The following is a 21,921-nucleotide window of genomic DNA, read 5'->3' as shown; positions in this document are numbered from 1 at the left end:
ACCGCAACTGGCCTGGCACGCCCGCAATGGATCGTGTCCGGCGGAATACGAAGCACATCGGCCACCTGCAACCGTACATTGGGTATGCCGAACCGATCCACCCGTCGAAAAGGCGGACAAAAAGAGAGGGGGGCCGGCTGGTTGATATTCCGACATTTGGCCGCAATCGGCGACAGGCCTAGTGCGGGCAAAACACCCGCGCCACCATGATCAGTCGAACAAGCTCGACACGCTGCTTTCATCGGCGATGCGGCGGACAGCTTCACCCACCAGCGGCGCCACCGTCAGGGTGCGAATCCGCTTCGAATCGCGCGTCGCGTCAGTTGGCAGGATGGTGTCGGTGATCACCAGTTCAGTAAGCGCCGAATTGTCGACTCTGGCGACGGCACCACCGGACAGAACCCCGTGGGTAATGTAAGCGGCGACGCTCTTTGCACCGGCGTCAAGCAGAGCCTGGGCCGCGTTGCACAACGTGCCGCCCGAGTCGATGATGTCATCGATCAGGATGCAGGCGCGCCCCTTCACATCACCAATGATGTTCATCACTTCCGATTCGCCCGGCCGCTCGCGACGCTTGTCGACGATGGCCAGCGGCGCGTTGTCGAGCCGCTTGGCCAGCGAACGTGCACGCACCACGCCGCCGACGTCCGGCGACACCACAGTCAGATCCCCGCCGCCATAACGCGCCTGAATATCGGCGGCCATCACCGGAGCAGCATAGAGATTGTCGGTCGGGATATCGAAGAAGCCCTGAATCTGCCCGGCATGCAGATCGACGGACAGCACCCGGTTGGCACCCGCCTTGGTGATGATATCCGCCACAAGCTTGGCCGAAATCGGCGTGCGGGGGGACGGCTTGCGATCCTGGCGGGCGTAACCAAAATAGGGAACAACCGCAGTGATCCGCTTGGCCGAGGCGCGCTTGAGCGCATCGATGCCGATCAGCAGTTCCATAAGATGGTCATTGGCCGGGAAGCTGGTGGATTGCAGCAGGAAGACATCTTCACCGCGCACGTTCTCGTGAATCTCGATGAAGATCTCTTCATCGGAAAACCGGCGGACGCTCGCATCGGTAAGCGGGATTTCCAGATATCCGGCGATTGCGCGAGCAAGCGGCAGGTTGGAATTGCCGGCCATCAGTTTCATCGCGGGAAGACCCTTTGTTGTCGCGGGAATCGAGTGCGCCCGCCCTCTAGCCCAGAGTCATATGAATGCAACCTGCGCTGCACCAGCCTTGGGGAGAACCGGGCCATGGTGTGGCCGAAATCAAGCAGTCCGATGTTCGCTGTGAATCCAGCGAACCGTGCCGGTGCTGGCGCGCATGACCACGCTTTCGGTGGCAAACCCGCCATCGCGCAGCCGGCGTACACCATCCAGCAGCGACCCATTGGTGACGCCGGTGGCGGCGAAGATGCAATCACCGCTGGCCAGATCGTCGATCAGATAGATCCGATCGAAATCCGTGATACCGCAGGCTCTGGCGCGGGCACGTTCCTCTTCATTGCGGAAGATCAGCCGGCCACTGAACTGCCCGCCGACGCAGCGCAGCGCCGCTGCCGCCAACACACCTTCGGGTGCGCCGCCAGACCCCATGTAGATGTCGATCGCGGTATCTTCTTCTGTAGTGGCGATTACCCCGGCGATATCACCGTCGGGGATCAGCACGATGCCGCAACCGATGGAACGCAGCTCCTCGATCAGTTCGCCATGGCGCGGGCGATCTAGGACGCAGACGGTGATATGCTGCGGATCGACGCCCTTGGCCGCCGCCAGCGCATCGATATTCTCTCGCGCGGTCTTGTCCAGCCCAACCACCCCATCCGGATATCCCGGACCTATGGCGATCTTCTGCATATAGACATCGGGCGCGTTCAGCAGATGACCCTGTTCGGCCGCAGCCAGCACGGCCAGTGCATTATGTCCGCCCTTGGCCGTGTTGGTGGTACCTTCCAGCGGATCAACCGCCAGGTCGATCTTCGGCCCACTGCCCTGCGCCCGCCCGAGCTTCTCTCCGACGAATAGCATCGGCGCATGGTCGCGCTCGCCTTCGCCGATGACAATTGTGCCATCGATATCGAGCAGATCGAACGCCCGCCGCATGGCATCCACCGCTGCGGCATCAGCGGCATTTTCATCGCCCCGACCAACCAGGGCAGAGGCCGCAATAGCCGCAGCCTCCGTCACGCGGACGAGTTCGAGTATCAGCGTGCGGTCCAGCGCAGCAGCGGGTGCAGGTGTGTTGCTGGCCATGAAAACCCCACAAACAGAAAAATGGTCGAAATCAGCCGAGCAGGCGCATCACCAGCGGTGCTTCGGTCAGGCTGGGCGAGCCATCGAGCAGTTCGAGCGCACGGGTTACGGCGCTTTCGGGCCCTTCATGCGTGACCATCACCACCAGCACTTCGCCATTTTCCTCTGGCCGACCCTGCTGGATCAGGCTTTCGATCGAAACGCCGGCATCGCGCATAGCGGCAGAAATTTCCGCCAGCACGCCCGGCCGGTCGGCGACCGTGAAACGCAGATAGCTGCGCGCCAGCCGATGGCCCGATCCCGCCCGTTCCAGCGGCTGCAGCGCAGCCACGGGCATGGAAAACGGCGGACCGGCATCACCCCGGGCAATGTCGATCAGATCGGCGACCACGGCGCTCGCTGTCGGGCCATCGCCCGCACCCGCGCCCTGGAACAGCAGGCGGCCGCAGAAATTGCCCTCCAGCACAACTGCATTGGTCGGTCCATCGACCGATGCCAGCGGATGATCGCGCGGAACCAGGCATGGCTGCACCCGCTGGAACAGGCCCCCATCGCAATCGGCAAGCCCGATCAGACGAATGACATAACCCAGCGCCGCCGCCTGGGCGATATCGGCTGCGCGAATGCGGCTGATTCCTTCGACTTCCATCGCGCTGAAATCGACGCGCGAATCAAATGCGATCGAGGCCAGCAATGCCAGCTTGTGTGCAGCATCCACGCCTTCGATATCGAATGTGGGATCTGCTTCCGCATAGCCGAGCGCCTGCGCTTCCTTCAGCACATCACCAAAATCGCGGCCCGTGTCTTCCATGGTGGAAAGGATGTAATTGCAGGTGCCGTTGAGAATACCATAGATTCGCAACACAGCATTGGCTGCCGCCCCTTCACGCAAACCCTTGATCACCGGAATTCCGCCGGCGACGGCCGCCTCGAACTTCAGCGCGACGCGTGCCTCTTCAGCGGCGGCGGCCAGTTCCATGCCGTGATGGGCCATCATCGCCTTATTCGCAGTAACCAGGCCACGACCGTTGCCGAGCGCCCGCCGGGCCAGCGTCAGCGCCGATCCATCCGATCCGCCGACCAGTTCCACCACCACGTCGACATCGTCGCGCGCTGCCAGCGCGGTCATGTCATCTTCCCAGATATAGCGGCTGAGGTCGACGCCGCGATCCTTGCTGCGATCACGGGCGCAGACAGCCACCACCTCGATCGGGCGTCCGGCGCGCGCGGCAATCAGGCTGGCATTGGTGTCCAGCAGGCGAATGACGCCTGCGCCAACGGTGCCGAGGCCGGCAAGCGCGATACGGAGCGGTTGAACCATGATTTTCCCTTTGTTGCGGCGCGCGGAGTTACGGCGCTGCGGCGCATTTGGCTAGAGCCCCTGCTCATTGATCGGCAGCTTTGCGGCCCCGGCAGCAGCCGGGGCATTATTTACAGACAGACGATCATTCGATGGTGCGAGTGCAGGGGCCGAGCTGTTGCAGGATGAACGCGTAATCCTCGCTGGCGCGCGCACGGGACGCGCGATCGGCCTGGAGATAGGCATCCTGCGGCAATTCACGAGGCAGGCCGCATGCGAGACGATACCATTGCAGCGTCTGCGGGGCCGGCGCCTTGACCGATTGATCGACGATTTCGCTCCACGACACCCCCCATTCCGGTGTCATATTGGGACGACGGATGACAGTGAGCGAGACCGGCGCCCCGCTGTTGGTATCGACGAACATCTGGGTTTCGGCTTCCCCGGCCAGATTGCCCGCCACCGAAATGGCATCGCGAATGCCGGTCAGCTTCGGCGGCGCGTCAGGCGCCACGAGCGCGGTCGCGACCGCACGGGTCTGTGCCTCGGTTTCCGGGGTTGCCGGCAGGATGGCGCTGGGCCGCACCAGCTGCAGCGTACCGGCACTGCCTGGGACAGGATCGGCGAAGATGATCATCCGCTGCTTCTTCAACTTGGGAGGCTTGCCATTCGGCGCCAGCGGCACATCGGCCACGAACACCAACGATCCGCCGAGCCCGTCCTGCCCGGAAATCAACGCTTCCGTCTGGGCTTCGATGTAGAGGCGAACATAGCCGCGCGCGAGACCGGGGGACCGCTCGGGTTCGACCACCGCCTGCTTGGCCACCTGTACGATCGCCACCACTCCGGCGGCATCGGACAGGCCGACATAATCGGCATAAGTAGGGCTGGGAGCCACCCCTAGCGTGTTCGTTTGGGTACCTGACACCCATGAATCAGTTTGTGCGCACGCAGGAATCGCCAGCGCACTTACCGCAATCGCGAAGATTCGCGCACCAAACCTATGCTGCATTGATGTATTCCTCTTTTGCGCTTTGCGGAGATTTTTGCCGCAATGCAGCAAATCTTCCCGTCTTGCAGGCTGAAAATGGTGAATCCCGGCTGAACCGACAAAGGGTTTGCCCAAGTCTTTCTTCGCCGTTAAGACCTGCCCCACTGGGACCTTAAACACAATAATAGCGCGGTTCCGCGACCACACCGGGTCAAAGCCCAAATCCGTTGTGCAGCCTGCTGCCGGCGGTCCCGGAGTGGACAATTCTTAGTGGCGATCGCCAGGATGCCCTCCTGGTGGCTGCCGCCGGTGCCGGGCCATGCCCGGCGAAACGAGCATGGAGTGAAGGGACTGGATGGCTTACGCTGACCAACAAATGAGCGGTAGTCGCGTTGTCGCGATCATCATCGTCGCCCTCATCCACGTCGTAATTGGCTACACCCTGGTTACGGGTCTGGCTTATTCGGCCGCAAAGTCGCTGGTCGAACGCGTGACGACAGTGGATATCGACGAACCACCACCACCACCCGAGGATGAGCCGCCACCTCCGCCGCCGGAGCCCGATACCGCTCCGCCGCCGCCGGTCGCACCGCCGCCTCCGATTAATGTGTCTGTGGCTCCGCCACCGATCCAGACGCAGCAGACAATCCCGCCGCCGGCACCGCCTGCGGTGATCATTCCGCCGTCCGCGCCCCCTGCGCCTCCGGCACCGCCGCCTCCGCCGCCGCCGCCGAGCGTTCCGCCGAAGGCAGCATCGCCGCGTGGCAATGCAGGCAGCTGGGCCACCAATGACGATTATCCGTCAGGTGCCCTGCGCAAGGAAGAACAGGGAACGACCGGCGTTCGTCTGTCGGTTGGCGCTGATGGTCGTGTGACCGGATGCGACGTGACCAGTTCCAGTGGCTCGAAGGAGCTTGATGACACCACCTGCCGTCTTCTGACGCGTCGTGGTCGCTTCAATGCTGCAACGAGGGACGGTGAACCGGTGGCAGGCACCTGGTCGACTTCGATCAGATGGCAGATCCCCGATTAAATTCGCGGTGCGTCTCAACGGCGCCTACCGGTAACCTAATGGTCTAGTTAAGAGGAATACCCGCATGCTTATTGACATTCTTGCCGCAGCTGGCGGCGACGCGGCCCCGGCAAACAAGTTCGGTTTCGTTGAAGCCATGAAGGAAGGCGGACCGATCGCTTGGTCCATCCTTACCGTGCTGGTCATCATGTCCATCGGTTCTTTCTACATCCTGATCACCAAGCTGCTTGAGCAGAACAAGATCTTCGCTCAGTACAAGGCTGTGCGCAGCAACTTCTGGCGCGCAAACACCCTGACCGAAGGCGCTTCGAAGCTCGATAAGAACAGCGCATGGCGCCAGATGGTCGACGACGGCCTGGCCGCTGAAGCACAGCACCTGAAGATGACCGACAGCCTGGAAGCCCATGACTGGCTGCACGGTTCGCTGGCCCGTTCGGAAGCTCTGATCAATTCGAAGCTCGCCGGCGGCCTGTCGTTCCTGGCAACCGTGGGTGCGACCTCGCCGTTCGTCGGTCTGCTCGGCACCGTTATCGGTATCTACCGCGCCCTGATCAACATCGGCCTTGCCGGTTCGGCATCGATCGACAAGGTCGCTGGCCCGGTCGGTGAAGCTCTGATCATGACCGCCATCGGCCTGCTCGTCGCCGTTCCGGCCGTGCTTGCCTACAACTGGCTGCAGGCTCGCAACAAGAAGATCGCCGAACTGCTGAGTGGTTTCTCGACCGATCTGCTGGCCAACATCACCTCCAAGGGTGCGGTGAAGCCGGCTGTTGTGGCTGCTGCTCCGGTTAAGGCTGCTCCGGCAGCAGCACCGGCCAAGCCGGTTGCTCCTGCGAAGCCGTAATCGCCATTAGGTAATCGGGGGCGGGTTCCGGCATGCGGGTCGCCCGCCCCTCTGGCGATGCTTTGAAATAGGACAAGACACATGGCCATATCAGCAGGTGGCGGAGGCGCAGAAACGCCACTGTCGGAAATCAACACGACTCCCTTGGTGGACGTCATGCTGGTTCTTCTGATCATCTTCCTCATCGCGGTTCCGGTCGCCATTCAGACCATTGAGAACCTGAGGCTGCCGGTCTTCGAATCCCTGGAATCCAAGGACAAGGTCGAAAACCTTCTGATCACGGTTTCGACGACCGACGCCGCCGGCAAGACCGCCGGCACCACGCGGTCGGGTTTCGAAGGCGCGATCCGCGAAGGCGAATGCCGGGTGTATATCAACAATATCACCCCGGTTTCGTCGACCGAACTCTACGACCAGGCGTTCAAGCGGCTTGATGACATCGTGAAGCGCGCAGGCGGTGCAGATGCTATCAGGGAAGATCCCGATCTGATCCCGCAGGTGCACATCCGCGGTGACGTCAACGCCCCGTGGCGCTGCGTTGCCGGCGCGATCTACAACGTGCAGGCGGCCGGTTATCCGACTGTCGGCTTCATTTCCAACCCGGTCGATCCCAACGGCTGATCGGGCGCCAGGAAACAACAGGAGTAATCCCCCATGGCAATGTCAGGCGGCAAGGACGATGGTTCGCCGATGATGGAAATGAACACGACGCCGTTGATCGACGTCCTGCTCGTGCTCCTCATCATGTTCATCATCACCATTCCCGTTGCCACTCACTCGGTCGATATCGACCTGCCGTCACCCAGCCCGACTCCGCCCGACGTCATTGTTGAGCCGATCAAGAACAAGCTGCTGCTGACGCCGAACGGCGAAATCCTCTGGAACGGCGGCGCCGTCGACCAGGGTCAGCTGGTGACTCTGCTGCAGCAGTCGGTGGCCATGCCGGTTGAACCGGAACTGCAGTTCGAACCCGATGCCAATGCCAGCTATGATCTCACCGCCAAGGTGCTGAACATCATCAAGGGCAGCGGCGTGACGAAGTTCGGCTTCGTCGGCAACGAACGATACCGCGAGTTTGGTAGCGGCAGCTAAGCAGCACCAAACAGATACGAACAGGAGAAGGGGCGGATTTTCCGCCCCTTTTTCTTTGCCCGAAAGGCAAGGCCCACTCGGCTCAACACCTCGAACGCCTCCACGCCCCACCGACTTACGGCTTGCAAGTCGACCGCCCAAGGGTATGATGTACTATTACACAGTTTGGGATCGCATGAATGTTTTGAGTTTCCAACCGGTGGTTTCCTTCTTTTGGACGGAAGCGCACCCTGACAGGAGAGTCTGCCATGGCCGTATCTACCACCCGTCTGCCTGACCGGCCGATGATGGAGATGAACACCACCCCGCTGATCGATGTCCTGCTGGTGCTGCTGATCATGTTCATCATCACAATTCCGGTGGCGACACATTCGGTGGAGTTTGATCTGCCCCAACCCCCGATCGATCATCCAACAACGACCATCATGCCCGTGCAGAACCGACTGATCCTGACCCGGCAAGGTGATATGTTCTGGAACGGGGAAAGCATCTCCGAGGGCACGCTGGTCGCCAATCTGCGGGCCATGCAGGCGATCCGCCCTGAACCCGAGTTGCAGTTCGCGCCCGAAGCCAATGCCAGCTACGAGCAGACGGCGCAGGTGGTGAATATCGTGCGAGCCACCGGCGTGACCAAGTTCGGTTTTGTCGGCAATGAGCAATACCGCGAATTCGGGCGGTGAGACCGGCGCCGGGCATACCCTCGGCGCTTCTCGAAATACTCAGTCTTCGTCCAGATCGTGCAGAGGCTCCCCGTTCATGGCAGCCTCTGCCAGCGCCTCCGCCTCCAGCAGGAGAGCATCGTCGACCGCCCCCTGCGGCAGGTTTTCACGCCCAATCATCACCAGCACCGGCACCGCCAGCGGGCTGACTCGTTCAAGCCTGACATGCAGCAGACTGCCCGATGCGCGATCGAGCAGATCCCCCAGCCGGCCGATATCGGTCATGCGTGATCGGGCATCGGCCCAGGCCGCCTGCATCAGAAGGTGATCGGGTTCATATTTGCGCAGCACATCGAAAATGAGGTCGGTGGAAAAGGTGACCTGCCGCCCGGTCTTGCGCTGGCCGATATGCTGGCGTTCCACCAGGCCGCCAATCACCGCAACTTCGCGAAACGCCCGGCGCAGCAGATGCGATTCCTGCACCCAATCGATAAATTCATCCGTCAGAATTTCCGGCGAAAGCAGGCTGGCCGGATCCTTCACCGGCTTCAGCCCCCACACCGCCAGCGCATAATCGCTGGCGACGAAGCCGCCCGGCAGCAGGCCGCGTTGTTCCATCCGCTTGGTGATCAGCATGCCAAGCGACTGGTTCGCGTTCCATCCCGCAAAGGTGTAATAAACCGTGTATTCGCGACCACCATGGGGGAAGGCCTCGACCAACAGACGGCCGGGCGCCGGCATTTCCGATCGCCAGTCCTGCATTTCCAGCCATTCGCGCACATTGTCCGGGAAGCGGCTCCAACCTGCGCGATCGACCAGCATAGCCTGAACCCGCTCGGCCAGATGGGTCGTCAATGGCAACCTCTGCCCACCATAGGACGGGATCATGGCCGCCTTGCGCGCAGCCCGTACCGTCACCTGCATATCCTGCAGCCGAACCACTTCCAGGCTCATCCCGGCAAAGGCAAAGGTATCGCCCGGCCGCAGTGATGCGGCAAACCGCTCTTCCACCCGCCCCAGCGATCGGCCGTTCCCAAACCGCACATCAAGCATATCCGAATCGATGATGATCCCGGCATTCAGCCGATGGCGCGCCGCCAGTTCCGGATGGCTCAGCCGCCAGTTTCCGTCCGCAGAACGCGTGATCCTCTTGAACCGGTCATAGGCATTGAGAGAATAGCCCCCACTCTCGACGAAGCCGAGCACCCGCTGCCACACACTCGCACCGACCCAGGCATAGGGCAGGCAGGACTGGACTTCAGCCAGAAGCGCGGCCTCTTCAAAAGGTCCGGCACAGGCACAGCCCATCACGTGCTGAGCCAGCACGTCCAGCCCGCCGGGCCGGAAGGGTTCGCCATCACGCTGCCCTTCATCAACCGCATCGCGCGCCGCCATGGCTTCCAAGAATTCGAACCGGTTGCCCGGCACCAGCAGCGCGCGGCTGGATTGGTCGAGCCGATGATTGGCCCGCCCGATCCGCTGCAGCAGCCGGCTGGATCCCTTGGGAGCGCCCATCTGGACCACCAGATCGACATCCCCCCAGTCAACCCCCAGATCGAGGCTGGCCGTGGCCACCAGGGCGCGCAATTCGCCCCGCGCCATGGCCCCTTCCACCTTCCGGCGGGCCTCCGTGCTCAGAGATCCGTGGTGAATGCCGATCGGCAGCGTATCGTCATTGGCCTCCCACAATTTCTGAAAGATGTGTTCAGCCAGGAAACGGGTGTTGGTGAACACCAGCGTGGTGCGGTTGCGACGGATTTCATCATAGAGTTGCGGCACGGCCCAGGTCGCCGCATGACCGCCCCAGGGGATCCGCTCATCTCCGGGCAGCAGGATCTCAACCTGCGCCGGGGCGCCGGGCTCCCCCTCTACCAGAGCAACCGTGTCGATTTCGCCCCAAGGCGCGAGCCAGGCGCGAAATTCATCGGGATCAGCAAGCGTGGCCGAAAGCGCCGCGCGCTGCATGCCTGGTGCGATCGCCTGCAACCGCGCCAGCGCCAGCGCCAGCAGGTCGCCGCGCTTGCCCGTGGCGAAAGCGTGAACTTCATCGATGATGACCCGCTGGAGCCCGGAAAACATGGTGAAGCTGTCGGGGTAGGACAGCAGCAGCGACAGGCTTTCGGGCGTGGTCAGCAGGATATGCGGCGGTCGCCCCATCTGCCGCTTGCGCCGGTCGGACGGCGTATCCCCGCTGCGGGTTTCGATCCGGATCGGCAGGCCCATCTCCTCCGCCGGGCCGAGCAGATTGCGCTGCACATCATGCGCCAGCGCCTTGAGCGGAGAGATGTAGAGCGTGTGCAGCCCATCGGGCGGATCGCCGGCGGACGGGCAGAAATCAGCCAGCGTAGGCAGAAATCCCGCCAGCGTCTTGCCCGCCCCGGTATCGGCGACCAATAGGGCATGTCGCCCGGCGCGATGGGCCAGGAACATGTCCCGTTGATGGCTGCGGACCCGCCAGCCCCGCCCGCTGAACCATTGCTGCAGTTCAACGGGGATCTCAGGACCGGATGCTGTCATGCCTGGATGGATCGGGGGAAAGACAGGGGATCAATTCCCCTTGCCGCGCCCCTTGCCGGACAGTTTTGGGGGTGCAGGGACTTCTGCCGTTGCTGTAGCCGTAGCCTCAGCTTCCCAGTCATATTCACCGGCCTCTATGGCAGCGCGGTTTTCGGCAGCCTCTGCCATGTTCCGCTGCAGTTCGCCCTCGCTGATCCCCAGCAGCTTGGCCAGGCGCTGGCGATCGGCGGCGGACAGATCGGCATACTCCCGTTCAGCCGGCAGGCTGGCGGTGGCTTCCTTGGCGGCGGTTTCGAAATCGGGTAGGCTTTCCATCAGCCGGGGCATTTCTGCCATCAGGGCAGAAATCGCCTGCCGGTCGCTGAAAGCCATCAGGCTGTGCTGGGCAAAGGCAGCGCCTGCGGGCGTATCGAAAAAGGCCACCACTGCGCCGAGTTGCTGCTCGTCCAGCCGGGTGGCGAAGGATCGCGCGACCCCGCGCCGCATGCCCGGTTCGATCAGCGTCATCAGTTCCGTGGTTTTGCCCATGACGAAATCCATCGCCGCCCGGCTACGCTGTTCATACACCGGATCAAGGATGTGGCCGACTTCTTCCTGCTGCGCCTGATCCAGCCCATCGACCAAAGCGTACTCTACGCCCAGCCGTTCCGACATGTCGTAAACCGGCATGTTCTGCGGGGCCATGCCCATGATCGGTTCGATGAAGCTGCTGAAGGTTTCGGTCATGGCACGGGCATAAATGCCATTGGGCAGCATGTGTTCCGCCAGTTGCGTGGCCAGCGGCAGGCGCGCTTCCTGTTCTGCCGTCAGTTCGGGCGCGGCAAACATTGTCTGCATCATGGCCATCGCCATGGCCATTTCGTTGGAAGCATTGGCAGGCGCGTCTTCGGCCTCCGCGGCCGGTATGGTTACCGTGGTCGTCACCGGTTCCTGCCCCATGGCAGGAACCGCGAAGGCGAGGGAGGCCATACCGGCCAGCAGATATTTCATGCTTGTTTCCTATCCGGTGGTCCGGTCTCAGTGTGCCGCCTGTGGCCCGCGTTCGAGGCCGGACGCCGCCAGTTGTTCATCGATCTGCCCCATCAGGCGATCGAGCCCTTCGGCGGTGAAGCTTTCAGCGCGGGCGACCAGCACATCCTGCGTGTTGGAGGCACGCAGCAGCCACCAGCCATCATCCGTGGTCACGCGCACACCGTCGGTGTCGTTCACATCGGCATCGGTACCGCTCAGGCGCTGCTTCACCTCGTCAATCGCGGCGAATTTGCGGCTTTCATCGACCTGGAAGCGCATTTCGGGCGTGTTCAGCATGGCCGGCATCTCGCCGCGCAGCTGGGTCACGGATTTGCCCAGCTGAACGCTGGAAGAAATCAGCCGCACACCGGCATAGAGCGCATCGTCATAGCCGTAATATTCATCGGCGAAGAACACATGGCCGCTCATTTCGCCGGCCAGCGGCGATCCGGTTTCGCGCATCTTAGACTTGATCAGCGAATGGCCGGTCTTCCACATCACCGGCTTGCCGCCGAGCTTGCTGACATGATCGAACAGCGCGCGGCTGGCCTTCACGTCGGCAATGATGGTCACACCCGGCTGGCGGTTCAGCAGGTCTTCGGCATAGATCATCAGCAGCTGATCGCCCCAGATGATCCGGCCTTCGCCGTCGATCGCGCCGATCCGGTCACCGTCACCGTCAAAGGCAATGCCGAAATCCAGCCCCTTGCTGGCGACCAGCGCGCGCAGGTCGACCAGGTTTTCCTCCACCGTGGGATCGGGGTGGTGGTTGGGGAAATTGCCATCCACTTCGGTGTAGAGCAGGTGATGCTCGCCCGGCAGCTTCGCCACCAGCCGTTCCAGCGCAGGACCGGCTGCGCCATTGCCCGCGTCCCAGCCGATCTTGATGTTGGCGAGCTTTTCCGGCGCAATGGCCGCCAGCGGCGCCAGCAGACGTTCGACATATTCGGCATTGATGTCGCGCGTGTCGACCGTGCCGGTGCCATCATCCCAATCGCCGGCGGCGGACATAGTGCCGATGGTCTGGATATCGGCGCCAAAGAACGGCCGCCCCTGGAATACCATCTTGAAGCCGTTGTAATTGGCCGGGTTGTGGCTGCCGGTAATCTGAATCCCGCCATCAACCTCTTCCGCGGAAGCTTCGGCGTAATAGAGCATCGGCGTCGGGCCCATGCCCACCCGGCGAACGTCGCAACCCGCCGAGGTCAGCCCTTCGATCAGCGCATGTTCGAGCATCGGCGAACTGACGCGACCATCATATCCCACTGCCACCAGTTTCCCCCCTGCGCGCCGCAGCAGCGTACCGAAGCTGCGGCCGATCGCGCGGGCATCGTCGGCGCCAAGCGTTTCGCCGATAATACCCCGGATATCGTACTCACGCAGCACGGTGGGGTGGAACTGATGCGTCATACGATCTCCTGAATTACGAAGGATGAGGGATCAAACTGGTGGATCAAAAGGCAATTCTTCTAACAACATGTCACGTGCAGCATCCGCTGCATGCACCTGTGCGCTGGTACCGCCCCTGTCAGGATGAACAAGAGCAATCAGGCGCCGATGCGCCGCAAGAATGTCGGTCCGCGATGCCTGCACACCGACCGACAAAAGCTGCCGCGCCTGCGCAAGTTCCCGCGATCTTGCAGAAATGCGCCTCTGCCAAGGCCAGTGGCCGGTGAACATTTTCCAGGCGATCACGCCGACTGCCAGGAAGAACAGCAGCCGCACCATTGCTCAGGCCGCCTCGTTTGCCTGTTCCGGACGGCGAATGATCGGCAGGTTGAGATTGGCCACCAGCGTCCGCAACTCCTGCCGGGCGACCAGATGGCTGGTGCCCAGTTCGCCCAGATGCCCCTTGTCGAGCAGGGTCAAACCAGACGGGAACAATTCGCGGTAGATCACGCGTTCGGACAAACCCGGTGCAACACGGAAACCAACCCGCTTCGACAATTCCGTAAGGGCTTGATCCAGTCGGCGCTGGTTGCGGGCGTCGCTGGCCTGCACGCGGTTGCGCACCACGACCCAGTCCATCGGTGGACGCTGATCGCGAATCTGGGTCATGGCCCGCTGCTTGCGCGATTCCCAGATCAGTTCGGCGTAGAAGCTCAGCCGCCGGACCTTGAAGTTTTCCGCATCCACCTGACCGATCAGGTCGAAATCGACAAAGCTGTCGTTCATAGGCGTAACGAGCGTATCAGCTTGAGCAGCACAATGGCGTGCCAGCGGATCGTCGCGTCCCGGGGTATCGAAAACGATGTAATCCATGCCTTCGCCAATTTCGGCGACGCGCTGTTCCAGGGCAGCAGCATCACCGTCGGAAAACACGTCGAATGCGGCGCCGGGGAGGGCTATGTCGCGGCGTTTTTCGGTGTCGAGGCGGTTTTCGAGGTAGCGATAGAGCGTGCGCTGGCGGTGATCGAGATCGATCGCGACGACCCGCGCCCCGCGGTAGGCCAGCGCCACGGCGATGTGCACGGCCGTGGTGGATTTGCCCGTTCCGCCCTTTTCATTGGCAAATACAATACGATGGGGCGCAGCAGAATTCACGATTGTTCTGAACCTTGGCGGTTGATGATGGTGCTTCTTCTATCGCCGCCGGGGGGCGAGCGGAAGCCGTGGCAGACAGTTTGTAACCACCTATCACACGGTTGAAGGCCATTTGGCGACAACGCGCCAACGCGCATTTTAGCGCAAACTGCCGAAAACTGCCGCTTGCCATGCCGCGCATCAGCCACGACATCGGGCGGATGATCATTGCCAAAGACATCGGCGCATTGCGGCAGGCTGTCCGCGATCTGCGCGCAGCTGGCACGCTGGCCCTGGTGCCCACCATGGGCGCGCTGCACGAAGGCCATCTGACCCTGATCCGGGAAGCACGCCGCCATGCCGATGCGGTCGCGGCATCGATCTTCGTCAATCCGCGCCAGTTCGGCCCGAATGAGGATCTGGACGCCTATCCGCGCCAGCTGGCCGAAGACCAGCGCATGCTGGAAGGCGAAGGGGTGGCGCTGCTGTGGGCGCCGCCGGTGGATCAGGTCTATCCCGCCGGCTTTGCCACCAGCATTGCCGTGAGCGGGGTGAGCGAGGGGTTCTGCGGCGCATCGCGGCCCGGCCATTTCGATGGCGTGGCCACGGTGGTGTGCAAGCTGTTCAACCAGATCCAGCCCGATGTGGCGCTGTTCGGGGAAAAGGACTGGCAACAGCTGGCCGTGATCCGCCGCATGGCCCGCGATCTGGACCTGACCCTGCCGCATGCCGATGCCATCATCGGCGTGCCAACCGTGCGGGAGGCGGACGGATTGGCGATGTCGAGTCGCAACCGATATCTGACGCCGGAACAGCGGCAGGCTGCGGTGACCCTGCCCAGGGCCATGCGCGCAGCGATTGCCGCGATTGCCGAAGGGGCCGATTTCGCGGCGGCGCTGGCCGAGCTGCGCCAGACGCTGGTGGAGGGCGGGTTTGCCAGCGTGGATTATGCCGACATTGCCGATGCCGACAGCCTGCAGCCGGCCAGCACGCCGGGCGAGAATGCGCTGCGGCTGCTGGTGGCAGCGCGGATCGGCGGCACCAGGCTGATCGACAATATGCCGGTCGGCTGATCGGCCAGAGACGGGGCCGGAAAAAGCCCTAGTCTTCGGCCAGGCCGGCGCTGCGGATGAAGAATTCCAGCTGCTGATCCAGGCTGCCGCCCGGTTCCACCTGCGGCACCGCATGGCCGATGGCGGCGCGGTGCATTTCGAAGGCAAACACGCTCATCAAAGCGGTGGCCAGCACGCCGGGCGGCGCGGTCAGCGGCACCCCCTGCCCGGCCCAGACGGCGAACATGTGGCTGAGCGCTTCATGCGCCCTGGCGAAATTGTTTTCGTGAAATTCGCGCGCGAATTCCTGATCGCGGGCGCTGTGGCCGATGACGATGCGGGTGATGGCCAGATGATCGGGCGTCATGCGGTTTTCGCGCAGATCACGGGCGAATTCGCGGATGATCTGCGCCCGCGGCATGTCGGTGCGGGCCAGATAGGCGGCGATTCCCAGCCCCGGTTCGCGATCGAAATCGATTACCGCTCGTAACAATCGCTCCTTGGTGCCAAACTCCTTGTAAATCGTGGAGAGGGAACCACCCGATTTGCTCACGATATCCGCCAGCGTCGTCTGTTCGAAGCCCCGTTCGAGAAACAGTGATCGTGCTGCCGCCACGATGGCCGCGCGCCGGCGTGTCAGCCGATCATCGGTTTTCCGTTCCATGCGCGCCCCTTTCCGGCGACGACAGAGATGCCGCTTGCTAAGAATTCGCGTAATATCTATTACACATATTGCATTTGCACAATGATCAAGGATTCCCGGATGCGCTGGACGCATGCAGTTGTCATCGGCGCCTTGGCGCTTGCGGGTTGTTCCGGCCAGGCCGAGCCCCCGGCCCCGCCGCCGCTGGAGGTGGAAACGATCGTCATCGCCAGCCGGCCGATTCCGAATATCATTGAACTGCCCGGCCGCGTCGAACCTGAACGATCGGCCGAGGTGCGCGCCCGCGTGACCGGGATCGTCCAGCGGCAGCTGTATGTGGATGGCAGCGACGTGCGTGCCGGCCAGCCGCTGTTCGAAATCGACCCGTCGGAACTGCGTGCGTCCTATGCCCAGACCAAGGCCAGCCTGGATCGCGCCCGCGCGACAGCGGCAAACGCCGCCGCCGTGGTCACCCGCTATCGCCCGCTGGTGGATGAAAATGCGATCAGCAAGCAGGAATATGATGCTGCCGTTGCCGCATCGCGCGAAGCGGCCGCCAGCGTGGCGGAAATCGAGGCGCAGCTGCGGTCCGCTTCCCTGCAGCTCGGCTATACCACCGTCCGTGCCCCGCTGACCGGCCGCGCCGGGCGGGCACAGGTGACGGAGGGCGCCTTCGTCAATCAGGCCGAAGCCACGCTGATGGCGCGAATCGATCAGGTCTCCCCGATTTATGTGACCTTCGCCCAGTCGGCCAATGAGTTCCTGAACATCCGCCGGGGCATTTCCGATGGCACGCTGGATGTGCCGGCCAACAGCCGCATCGACGTCCATCTGGTGTTTGCCGATGGCAGCGAATACCCGATCACCGGCACGATCGACTTCCTCGATCGCGTGGTGGACACCGAAACCGGCACGCTGCAGCTGCGCGCGCGCTTCGCCAATCCGGAAGGCATGCTGTTGCCGGGCGAATTCGTCCGCGTGCGGGTGGAAGCCGGCCAGTTGCAGAACGGCATCGTGGTGCCCCAATCGGCCGTCACCGTGGGTGAGAAGACCGGAACGGTGTTTGTTGTCGATGGCACCGGCAAGGTGGCCGTGCGCAATGTCGAACTTGGTGCGCTGGCCAATGAAAACTGGATCATCAAGAGCGGGCTGACCCCGGGCGATGTGGTGATCGTGAACAATCTGATGAAGGTGCGCCCGGGAATGCAGGTCAAGACGACCCGCGCCCAACCGGCCGCAGCGGCATCGCGGGCGCCGGCCAGAGCAAACCCCGCAGCAAGCCCGGCAGCATCACCATCCGCAGCCGCCAACGGGGCGCGCTGATCCATGGCACGCTTTTTCATCGACCGGCCCATCTTTGCATGGGTCATTGCGCTCGGCATTCTGCTGGCAGGCGGCATGGCGCTGCGCGCGCTGGCCATCGAGCAATATCCCAATATCGCCCCGCCATCGCTGACGATTTCGGCCACCTATCCGGGCGCCGATGCGGCCACGGTGGAAGACAATGTCACCCAGATCATCGAACAGCAGCTCAATGGCGTTGAAGGCCTGCTGTACATGTCCGCCTCCAGCCAGTCGAACGGCGCGACCAGCATCACCGCCACTTTCGAATCCGGCACGGACATCGATATCGCCCAGACCGAAGTCCAGAACCGGCTGAGCATCATCGAGACCCGCCTGCCGGAGGATGTGCGCCGGCAGGGCATCCGCGTGACCCAGGCGAACAGCGGCTTCATGATGATCGCCGCGCTGACGTCGAAAAGCGGCGAGCTCAAGGCCACCGATCTCGGCAATATCGCGTCCAGCCAGGTGGTGGACGAATTGCGGCGCGTGCCGGGCGTGGGCGATATCAACCTGTTCGGTTCCGCCTATGCCATGCGCATCTGGATCGATCCCGAACGGCTGGCATCCTATGGCCTGTCGCCCAGCGCCGTGCTGGCTGCCGTACAGGAACAGAACAGCCAGACGGCCGGCGGCTCCATCGGTGCCCAGCCCTTCGCCAGCGGCCAGCAGATCACCGCGACCATCACCGCCCAGGGGCGGTTGACCACCGAAGACGAATTCGAACAGATTATCCTGAAGACCGATCCCAGCGGCGCCACGGTGCGGCTGGTCGATGTGGCACGGGTCGAACTGGGCGCGCAAAGCTACACCAACAATATCTCCATCAACGGGAAGCCGATGGCCGGCATGGCCATTCAGCTGGCCACGGGCGCCAACGCGCTGGACGCCGCCAAGGGCGTGGAAGAGCGCATGGCCGAACTCGGCCCCACGCTGCCGGCCGATGTCGAATGGCAGGTCGCATACGACACCACCCCCTTCATCCAGCTGTCGGTGGAAGAGGTGATGATCACCCTGGTGGAAGCCATGGTGCTGGTGTTCGTCGTGATGTTCGTGTTCCTGCAGAACTGGCGCGCAACCGTGATCCCGACGCTGGTCGTTCCGATCGCGCTGGCCGGTGCCTGCCTGGGCCTGTGGCTGTTCGGATTTTCGATCAATGTGCTGTCGCTGTTCGGCATGGTGCTGGCGATCGGCATCCTGGTCGATGACGCGATCGTGGTGATTGAAAATGTCGAGCGGATCATGGCCGAAGAAGGGCTTGGCCCGCTCGAGGCGACGCGCAAGGCGATGGATCAGATCACCGGCGCGATCATCGGCATCACGCTGGTGCTGATCGCGGTGTTCATTCCGATGGCGTTCTTCCCTGGATCGACCGGCGGCATCTATCGCCAGTTTTCCGTCACGCTGGCGATTTCGATCTTCTTCTCCGCCGTGCTGGCGCTGACGCTGACGCCCGCGCTGTGCGCCACCTTCCTCAAGCCGCACAAAAACCATGCCGGGGAAGACGGCCACGCCCAACCCGAGAGCGGATGGCGCAGCTGGATTCCGCGCTTCTTCGCTGCATTCAACCGCTGGTTTGGCCGCACGACTGCCCGTTACGATTCCGCCAACACCAAGATCCTGTCGCGACCGTTCAGGGCGCTGGCCGCATTCCTGGTGCTGTGCGTCGTCACCGCCGTGCTGTTCACCCGCCTGCCCACCGCCTTTCTTCCCGCCGAAGATCAGGGCGACGTGCTGACCGCGATCCAGACCCCGCCCGGCGCAACCGATGCGCGCACCGCCGCTGCGGTCGATCGGGTGTATGAATATTGGAAAAAACAGCCCGAAATCGAAAATGTGATCGTGATCCGCGGGTTCAGCTTCTTCGGTTCGGGCCAGAACAATGCGATGATGTTCATCACGCTGAAGCCCTGGGACGAACGCAAGGATGCGGCCAGCGCTTCTTCCGCGATCGCCGGACGGGCGATGGCGTTCTTCTCTCAGCTGGACGACGCGACGGTATTCGCCATGCAGCGCCCGCCGATCTCTTCGCTGGGCAATGCCAGCGGCTTTTCCTTCAAGCTGCAGGATCGTGCGGGCCTGGGCCGAGAAGCGCTGGCCGCCGCGCGTGACCAGTTGATGGGGCTGGCCGCGCAAAGCCCGCTGATCGTCAATCTGCGACCGGACGAGCAGCAACCGACACCGGGCCTGGCGGTCACGATCGACCGGGTGCAGGCACGGGCGCAGGGCCTTTCGATCAGCGACGTGAACGCCGCCATGTCGATCAATTTCGGCTCCGCCTATGTCAACGACTTCTCTCGCGATGGGCGGGTGCTGCAGGTGCTGGTACAGGCCGACGCGCCCTATCGCATGGATCCGCAGGACATTCTGGCCCTGCGCGTGCCCAATGCGCAGGGCGCGCTGGTGCCGTTCAGCAGCTTTGCCCAGGTGAAATGGACCGCCGGGCCGCCGACGCTGGCACGGTACAATGGCTACCCCGCGATGACGCTGTCGGGCGAAGCCGCACCGGGCCAGTCTTCCGGCGATGCGCTGGCGGAAATGGAACGGCTGGCGCAGCAATTGCCGCAGGGCATCGGCTATGAATGGACCGGGCTGAGCTTTGAGGAAAAGCAGTCCGCCGGCCAGGTGGGCGCGCTGATGGCGCTGTCTGTGGTGGTGGTGTTCCTGCTGCTGGCCGCCCTCTATGAAAGCTGGACCCTGCCGCTGGCGGTGCTGCTGATCGTGCCGGCCGGCGTGCTGGGTGCGGTGGTGGCATCGGTGCTGCGCGGGCTTTCTGCCGACGTCTATTTCAACGTCGGGCTGATCACCATCATCGGGCTGGCCGCCAAGAACGCGATCCTGATCGCGGAATTCGCGGTGGAAGAGGAAGAACGCGGATTGTCCGTGTTCGATGCGGTGAAGGAAGCGGCCAAGCTTCGCCTACGGCCGATCATCATGACATCGCTCGCCTTCATTTTCGGCATGGTGCCGCTGGTGATTGCATCGGGCGCCGGGGCGGCCAGCCGCATCGCGGTGGGCACCGGGGTGATGGGCGGGATGATCGCGGCCACTGCGATCGGCATCTTCCTGATCCCCGTGCTTTATCTGCTGGTGCGCACAAGGTTGAGCCGCAAGCGCCCGCATGCCGCCGGCCATATGGACCCCACACCTGCCCAACCGGTTGCGAATGAAGGAGAACCGGCATGAAGCGGCAGGTTACAGCCACGCTGACGTTGGCGGCCATGCTGGCGGGCTGCACCAATCTGGCGCCCGAACATGTCCGCCCCGACCTGTCGACCGCGCCCGCCTTCCCGGCGGATTACCGGCCTGATGGAACGCTGGTGGCCAGCAAGCTTGGCTGGCGCGATTTCTTCGTCGATCCGCGCCTGCAGAAGCTGATCGAAACCGCGCTGGCGAACAATCGCGATCTGATGGCCGCCACCGCGCGAATCGATCAGGCACGCGCGCAATATCGCATCGCCGACAGCCGACGCCTGCCCAGTCTGGACGCCAATGCCGGCTATACCAGTTCACGATCCAACATGATCGGCCAGGTGTTCACCATGGACCGGTACGAGGTTGGGGTGGCGGTATCGTCCTTCGAACTCGATTTCTGGGGCCGGGTGGCCAATCAGAGCGAATCCGCGCGGGCGAGCTATCTGGCGAGCGAGGCCAATCAGAAGGCGTTCTATCTGTCGCTGATCGGCGATGTGGCCAACACCTATCTCGAAATGATCGAGACAGATGAGCAGATCGCCCTGGCCGAAGCGACGGCGGAAAGCCGGCGGGAAGAGCTGCGCATCGCCAAGCTGCGGCTGGATGCCGGGGTGACATCGGGCCTGCCGTTCAATCAGGCCGAAACCCTGCTGACCCAGGCCGAACAGCAATTGGCCGCCTTCCGGCTGACCGCCGCGCAATTGAACAACCAGCTGACCGTGCTGGTGGGCGGGGAAATCCCGACCGGCCTGCCCCCCGGGCTGGCGCTGCGGGCCCAGGATGACGGGCGTTACCTGGGTGCCGGCCTGCCATCGGATCTGTTGCTGAACCGGCCGGACATTGTGGCGGCGGAAGAATCGCTGCGCGGTGCGCGGGCCGATATCGGGGCGGCACGCGCCGCCTTCTTCCCCACCATATCGCTGACCGGCAGCACCGGGCTGGTATCCATGGCCCTGTCATCCCTGTTCAGCGGCGACAGCTGGACCTGGTCCTATGGCGGATCGGCCAGCCTGCCGATTTTCGACAATGGCGCCCGCCAGGGCGATCTGGGCGTGGCGCGCGGGCGCGAAGCCGAACTGATCGCGACCTATGACAAGACGGTGCAGACAGCCTTCCGCGAAGTGGCCGATGCGCTGGCCGGGCGGCGCTGGCTGGGCGAACAGATCGAAGCGCAGCTGCGCAATCAGGAAGCGCAGCAGAAGATCGCCCAGATCGCCCGCGTGCGGTATCGCGAAGGCGTGGCCGATTATCTGGAAGTGCTGGACGCCGAACGCAATCTGTTCGCCGCGCGGCAATCGATCCTGACCACCGGCCGCGCCATCCGCCAGAATGCAGTGACGCTGTATATCGCGGTGGGCGGCGGGGCGCAGGAACGGACCGAAGCGGCGGCGGGAACCGCGGCACCCGTATCGGCAGCGACCGCTGCGTCGAATCCCGCGAGGCCCTGATTGGCGCCCGCCGCAGGTAGGC

The 21,921-nt window shown here is 63.2% G+C and carries 19 protein-coding genes; 9 read left to right on the top strand and 10 right to left on the bottom strand.

Annotated features, from left to right (window positions below; translation table 11 throughout):
- Positions 1 to 210: 210 nt before the first annotated feature.
- The 4 genes from GRI97_RS14120 to GRI97_RS14105 all read right to left on the bottom strand — a co-directional run bounded on the left by GRI97_RS14120 (position 211) and on the right by GRI97_RS14105 (position 4,478).
- Entirely contained in the window at positions 211 to 1,146 is a 936-nt protein-coding gene (locus tag GRI97_RS14120) for a ribose-phosphate pyrophosphokinase (RefSeq protein WP_161391859.1), read from the bottom strand.
- 120 nt (positions 1,147 to 1,266) lie between these two features.
- Positions 1,267 to 2,250, bottom strand: coding sequence for a class II fructose-bisphosphatase (gene glpX, locus GRI97_RS14115; protein ID WP_161391858.1), 984 nt, complete (start codon positions 2,248 to 2,250; stop codon positions 1,267 to 1,269).
- A gap of 31 nt (positions 2,251 to 2,281) precedes the next feature.
- Positions 2,282 to 3,571 (bottom strand): homoserine dehydrogenase, encoded by a 1,290-nt coding sequence (locus tag GRI97_RS14110; RefSeq protein WP_161391857.1) that lies wholly within the window; start codon positions 3,569 to 3,571, stop codon positions 2,282 to 2,284.
- Between the two features lie 124 nt (positions 3,572 to 3,695).
- Complete coding sequence (locus GRI97_RS14105; RefSeq protein ID WP_161391856.1) at positions 3,696 to 4,478, bottom strand: hypothetical protein; 783 nt, start codon at positions 4,476 to 4,478, stop codon at positions 3,696 to 3,698.
- A 439-nt stretch (positions 4,479 to 4,917) separates the two neighbouring features.
- On the opposite strand from GRI97_RS14105, the gene GRI97_RS14100 reads away from it, so the two are divergent.
- From GRI97_RS14100 to GRI97_RS14080, 5 genes are all read left to right on the top strand, one after another.
- Positions 4,918 to 5,574, top strand: coding sequence for an energy transducer TonB (locus tag GRI97_RS14100; RefSeq protein WP_235917852.1), 657 nt, complete (start codon positions 4,918 to 4,920; stop codon positions 5,572 to 5,574).
- Between the two features lie 64 nt (positions 5,575 to 5,638).
- Positions 5,639 to 6,418: a MotA/TolQ/ExbB proton channel family protein gene (locus tag GRI97_RS14095; protein WP_161391854.1), complete on the top strand. Its 780-nt coding sequence runs from the start codon at positions 5,639 to 5,641 to the stop codon at positions 6,416 to 6,418.
- An 81-nt stretch (positions 6,419 to 6,499) separates the two neighbouring features.
- Positions 6,500 to 7,039, top strand: coding sequence for an ExbD/TolR family protein (locus GRI97_RS14090; RefSeq protein ID WP_202392777.1), 540 nt, complete (start codon positions 6,500 to 6,502; stop codon positions 7,037 to 7,039).
- A gap of 33 nt (positions 7,040 to 7,072) precedes the next feature.
- Positions 7,073 to 7,510 (top strand): ExbD/TolR family protein, encoded by a 438-nt coding sequence (locus GRI97_RS14085; protein ID WP_161391853.1) that lies wholly within the window; start codon positions 7,073 to 7,075, stop codon positions 7,508 to 7,510.
- A 248-nt stretch (positions 7,511 to 7,758) separates the two neighbouring features.
- Positions 7,759 to 8,190 (top strand): ExbD/TolR family protein, encoded by a 432-nt coding sequence (locus tag GRI97_RS14080; RefSeq protein WP_161391852.1) that lies wholly within the window; start codon positions 7,759 to 7,761, stop codon positions 8,188 to 8,190.
- A gap of 39 nt (positions 8,191 to 8,229) precedes the next feature.
- On the opposite strand, the gene GRI97_RS14075 is transcribed toward GRI97_RS14080, so the two are convergent.
- Genes GRI97_RS14075 through GRI97_RS14055 form a run of 5 tightly spaced genes read right to left on the bottom strand, consistent with a single transcriptional unit; the run spans position 8,230 to position 14,241 of the window.
- On the bottom strand, positions 8,230 to 10,686 hold the full coding sequence (locus GRI97_RS14075; protein ID WP_161391851.1) for a ligase-associated DNA damage response DEXH box helicase: 2,457 nt from the start codon (positions 10,684 to 10,686) through the stop codon (positions 8,230 to 8,232).
- A gap of 30 nt (positions 10,687 to 10,716) precedes the next feature.
- Positions 10,717 to 11,676 carry a hypothetical protein gene (locus tag GRI97_RS14070; protein WP_161391850.1) on the bottom strand — a complete coding sequence of 320 codons (960 nt, stop codon included), beginning with the start codon at positions 11,674 to 11,676 and terminating at the stop codon, positions 10,717 to 10,719.
- A gap of 27 nt (positions 11,677 to 11,703) precedes the next feature.
- Entirely contained in the window at positions 11,704 to 13,107 is a 1,404-nt protein-coding gene (pgmG, locus tag GRI97_RS14065; RefSeq protein ID WP_161391849.1) for a phosphoglucomutase/phosphomannomutase PgmG, read from the bottom strand.
- 30 nt (positions 13,108 to 13,137) lie between these two features.
- The gene (locus GRI97_RS14060; RefSeq protein WP_161391848.1) at positions 13,138 to 13,425 is read right to left on the bottom strand and encodes a J domain-containing protein; all 288 of its coding nucleotides are present in this window, start codon (positions 13,423 to 13,425) and stop codon (positions 13,138 to 13,140) included.
- Positions 13,426 to 13,428: 3 nt separating this feature from the next.
- On the bottom strand, positions 13,429 to 14,241 hold the full coding sequence (locus tag GRI97_RS14055) for a division plane positioning ATPase MipZ (RefSeq protein ID WP_161391847.1): 813 nt from the start codon (positions 14,239 to 14,241) through the stop codon (positions 13,429 to 13,431).
- Between the two features lie 200 nt (positions 14,242 to 14,441).
- Here GRI97_RS14055 and panC point away from each other — a divergent pair, with 200 nt between their 5' ends.
- Complete coding sequence (gene panC / locus GRI97_RS14050; RefSeq protein WP_161391846.1) at positions 14,442 to 15,293, top strand: pantoate--beta-alanine ligase; 852 nt, start codon at positions 14,442 to 14,444, stop codon at positions 15,291 to 15,293.
- A gap of 28 nt (positions 15,294 to 15,321) precedes the next feature.
- Here the strand turns inward: panC and GRI97_RS14045 are convergent, their stop codons facing one another.
- A complete protein-coding gene (locus GRI97_RS14045; RefSeq protein ID WP_161391845.1) occupies positions 15,322 to 15,936 on the bottom strand; it encodes a TetR/AcrR family transcriptional regulator in 615 nt (204 codons plus the stop codon).
- 99 nt (positions 15,937 to 16,035) lie between these two features.
- On the opposite strand from GRI97_RS14045, the gene GRI97_RS14040 reads away from it, so the two are divergent.
- From GRI97_RS14040 to GRI97_RS14030, 3 genes are read left to right on the top strand one after another with little or no spacing between them, the layout of a single operon-like run.
- Entirely contained in the window at positions 16,036 to 17,238 is a 1,203-nt protein-coding gene (locus GRI97_RS14040) for an efflux RND transporter periplasmic adaptor subunit (protein ID WP_161391844.1), read from the top strand.
- Positions 17,239 to 17,241: 3 nt separating this feature from the next.
- Positions 17,242 to 20,442 (top strand): efflux RND transporter permease subunit, encoded by a 3,201-nt coding sequence (locus GRI97_RS14035; protein WP_161391843.1) that lies wholly within the window; start codon positions 17,242 to 17,244, stop codon positions 20,440 to 20,442.
- On the top strand, positions 20,439 to 21,899 hold the full coding sequence (locus GRI97_RS14030) for an efflux transporter outer membrane subunit (protein WP_161391842.1): 1,461 nt from the start codon (positions 20,439 to 20,441) through the stop codon (positions 21,897 to 21,899). The genes GRI97_RS14035 and GRI97_RS14030 overlap by 4 nt, the downstream gene beginning before the upstream one ends.
- Positions 21,900 to 21,921 lie beyond the last annotated feature (22 nt).

Origin of the sequence: Croceibacterium xixiisoli (assembly GCF_009827305.1) — a bacterium.
Lineage (GTDB): Bacteria > Pseudomonadota > Alphaproteobacteria > Sphingomonadales > Sphingomonadaceae > Croceibacterium_C > Croceibacterium_C xixiisoli.
The sequence above is the reverse complement of the archived record's forward strand: the minus strand, read 5'-3'. Positions and strand labels throughout refer to the sequence as shown.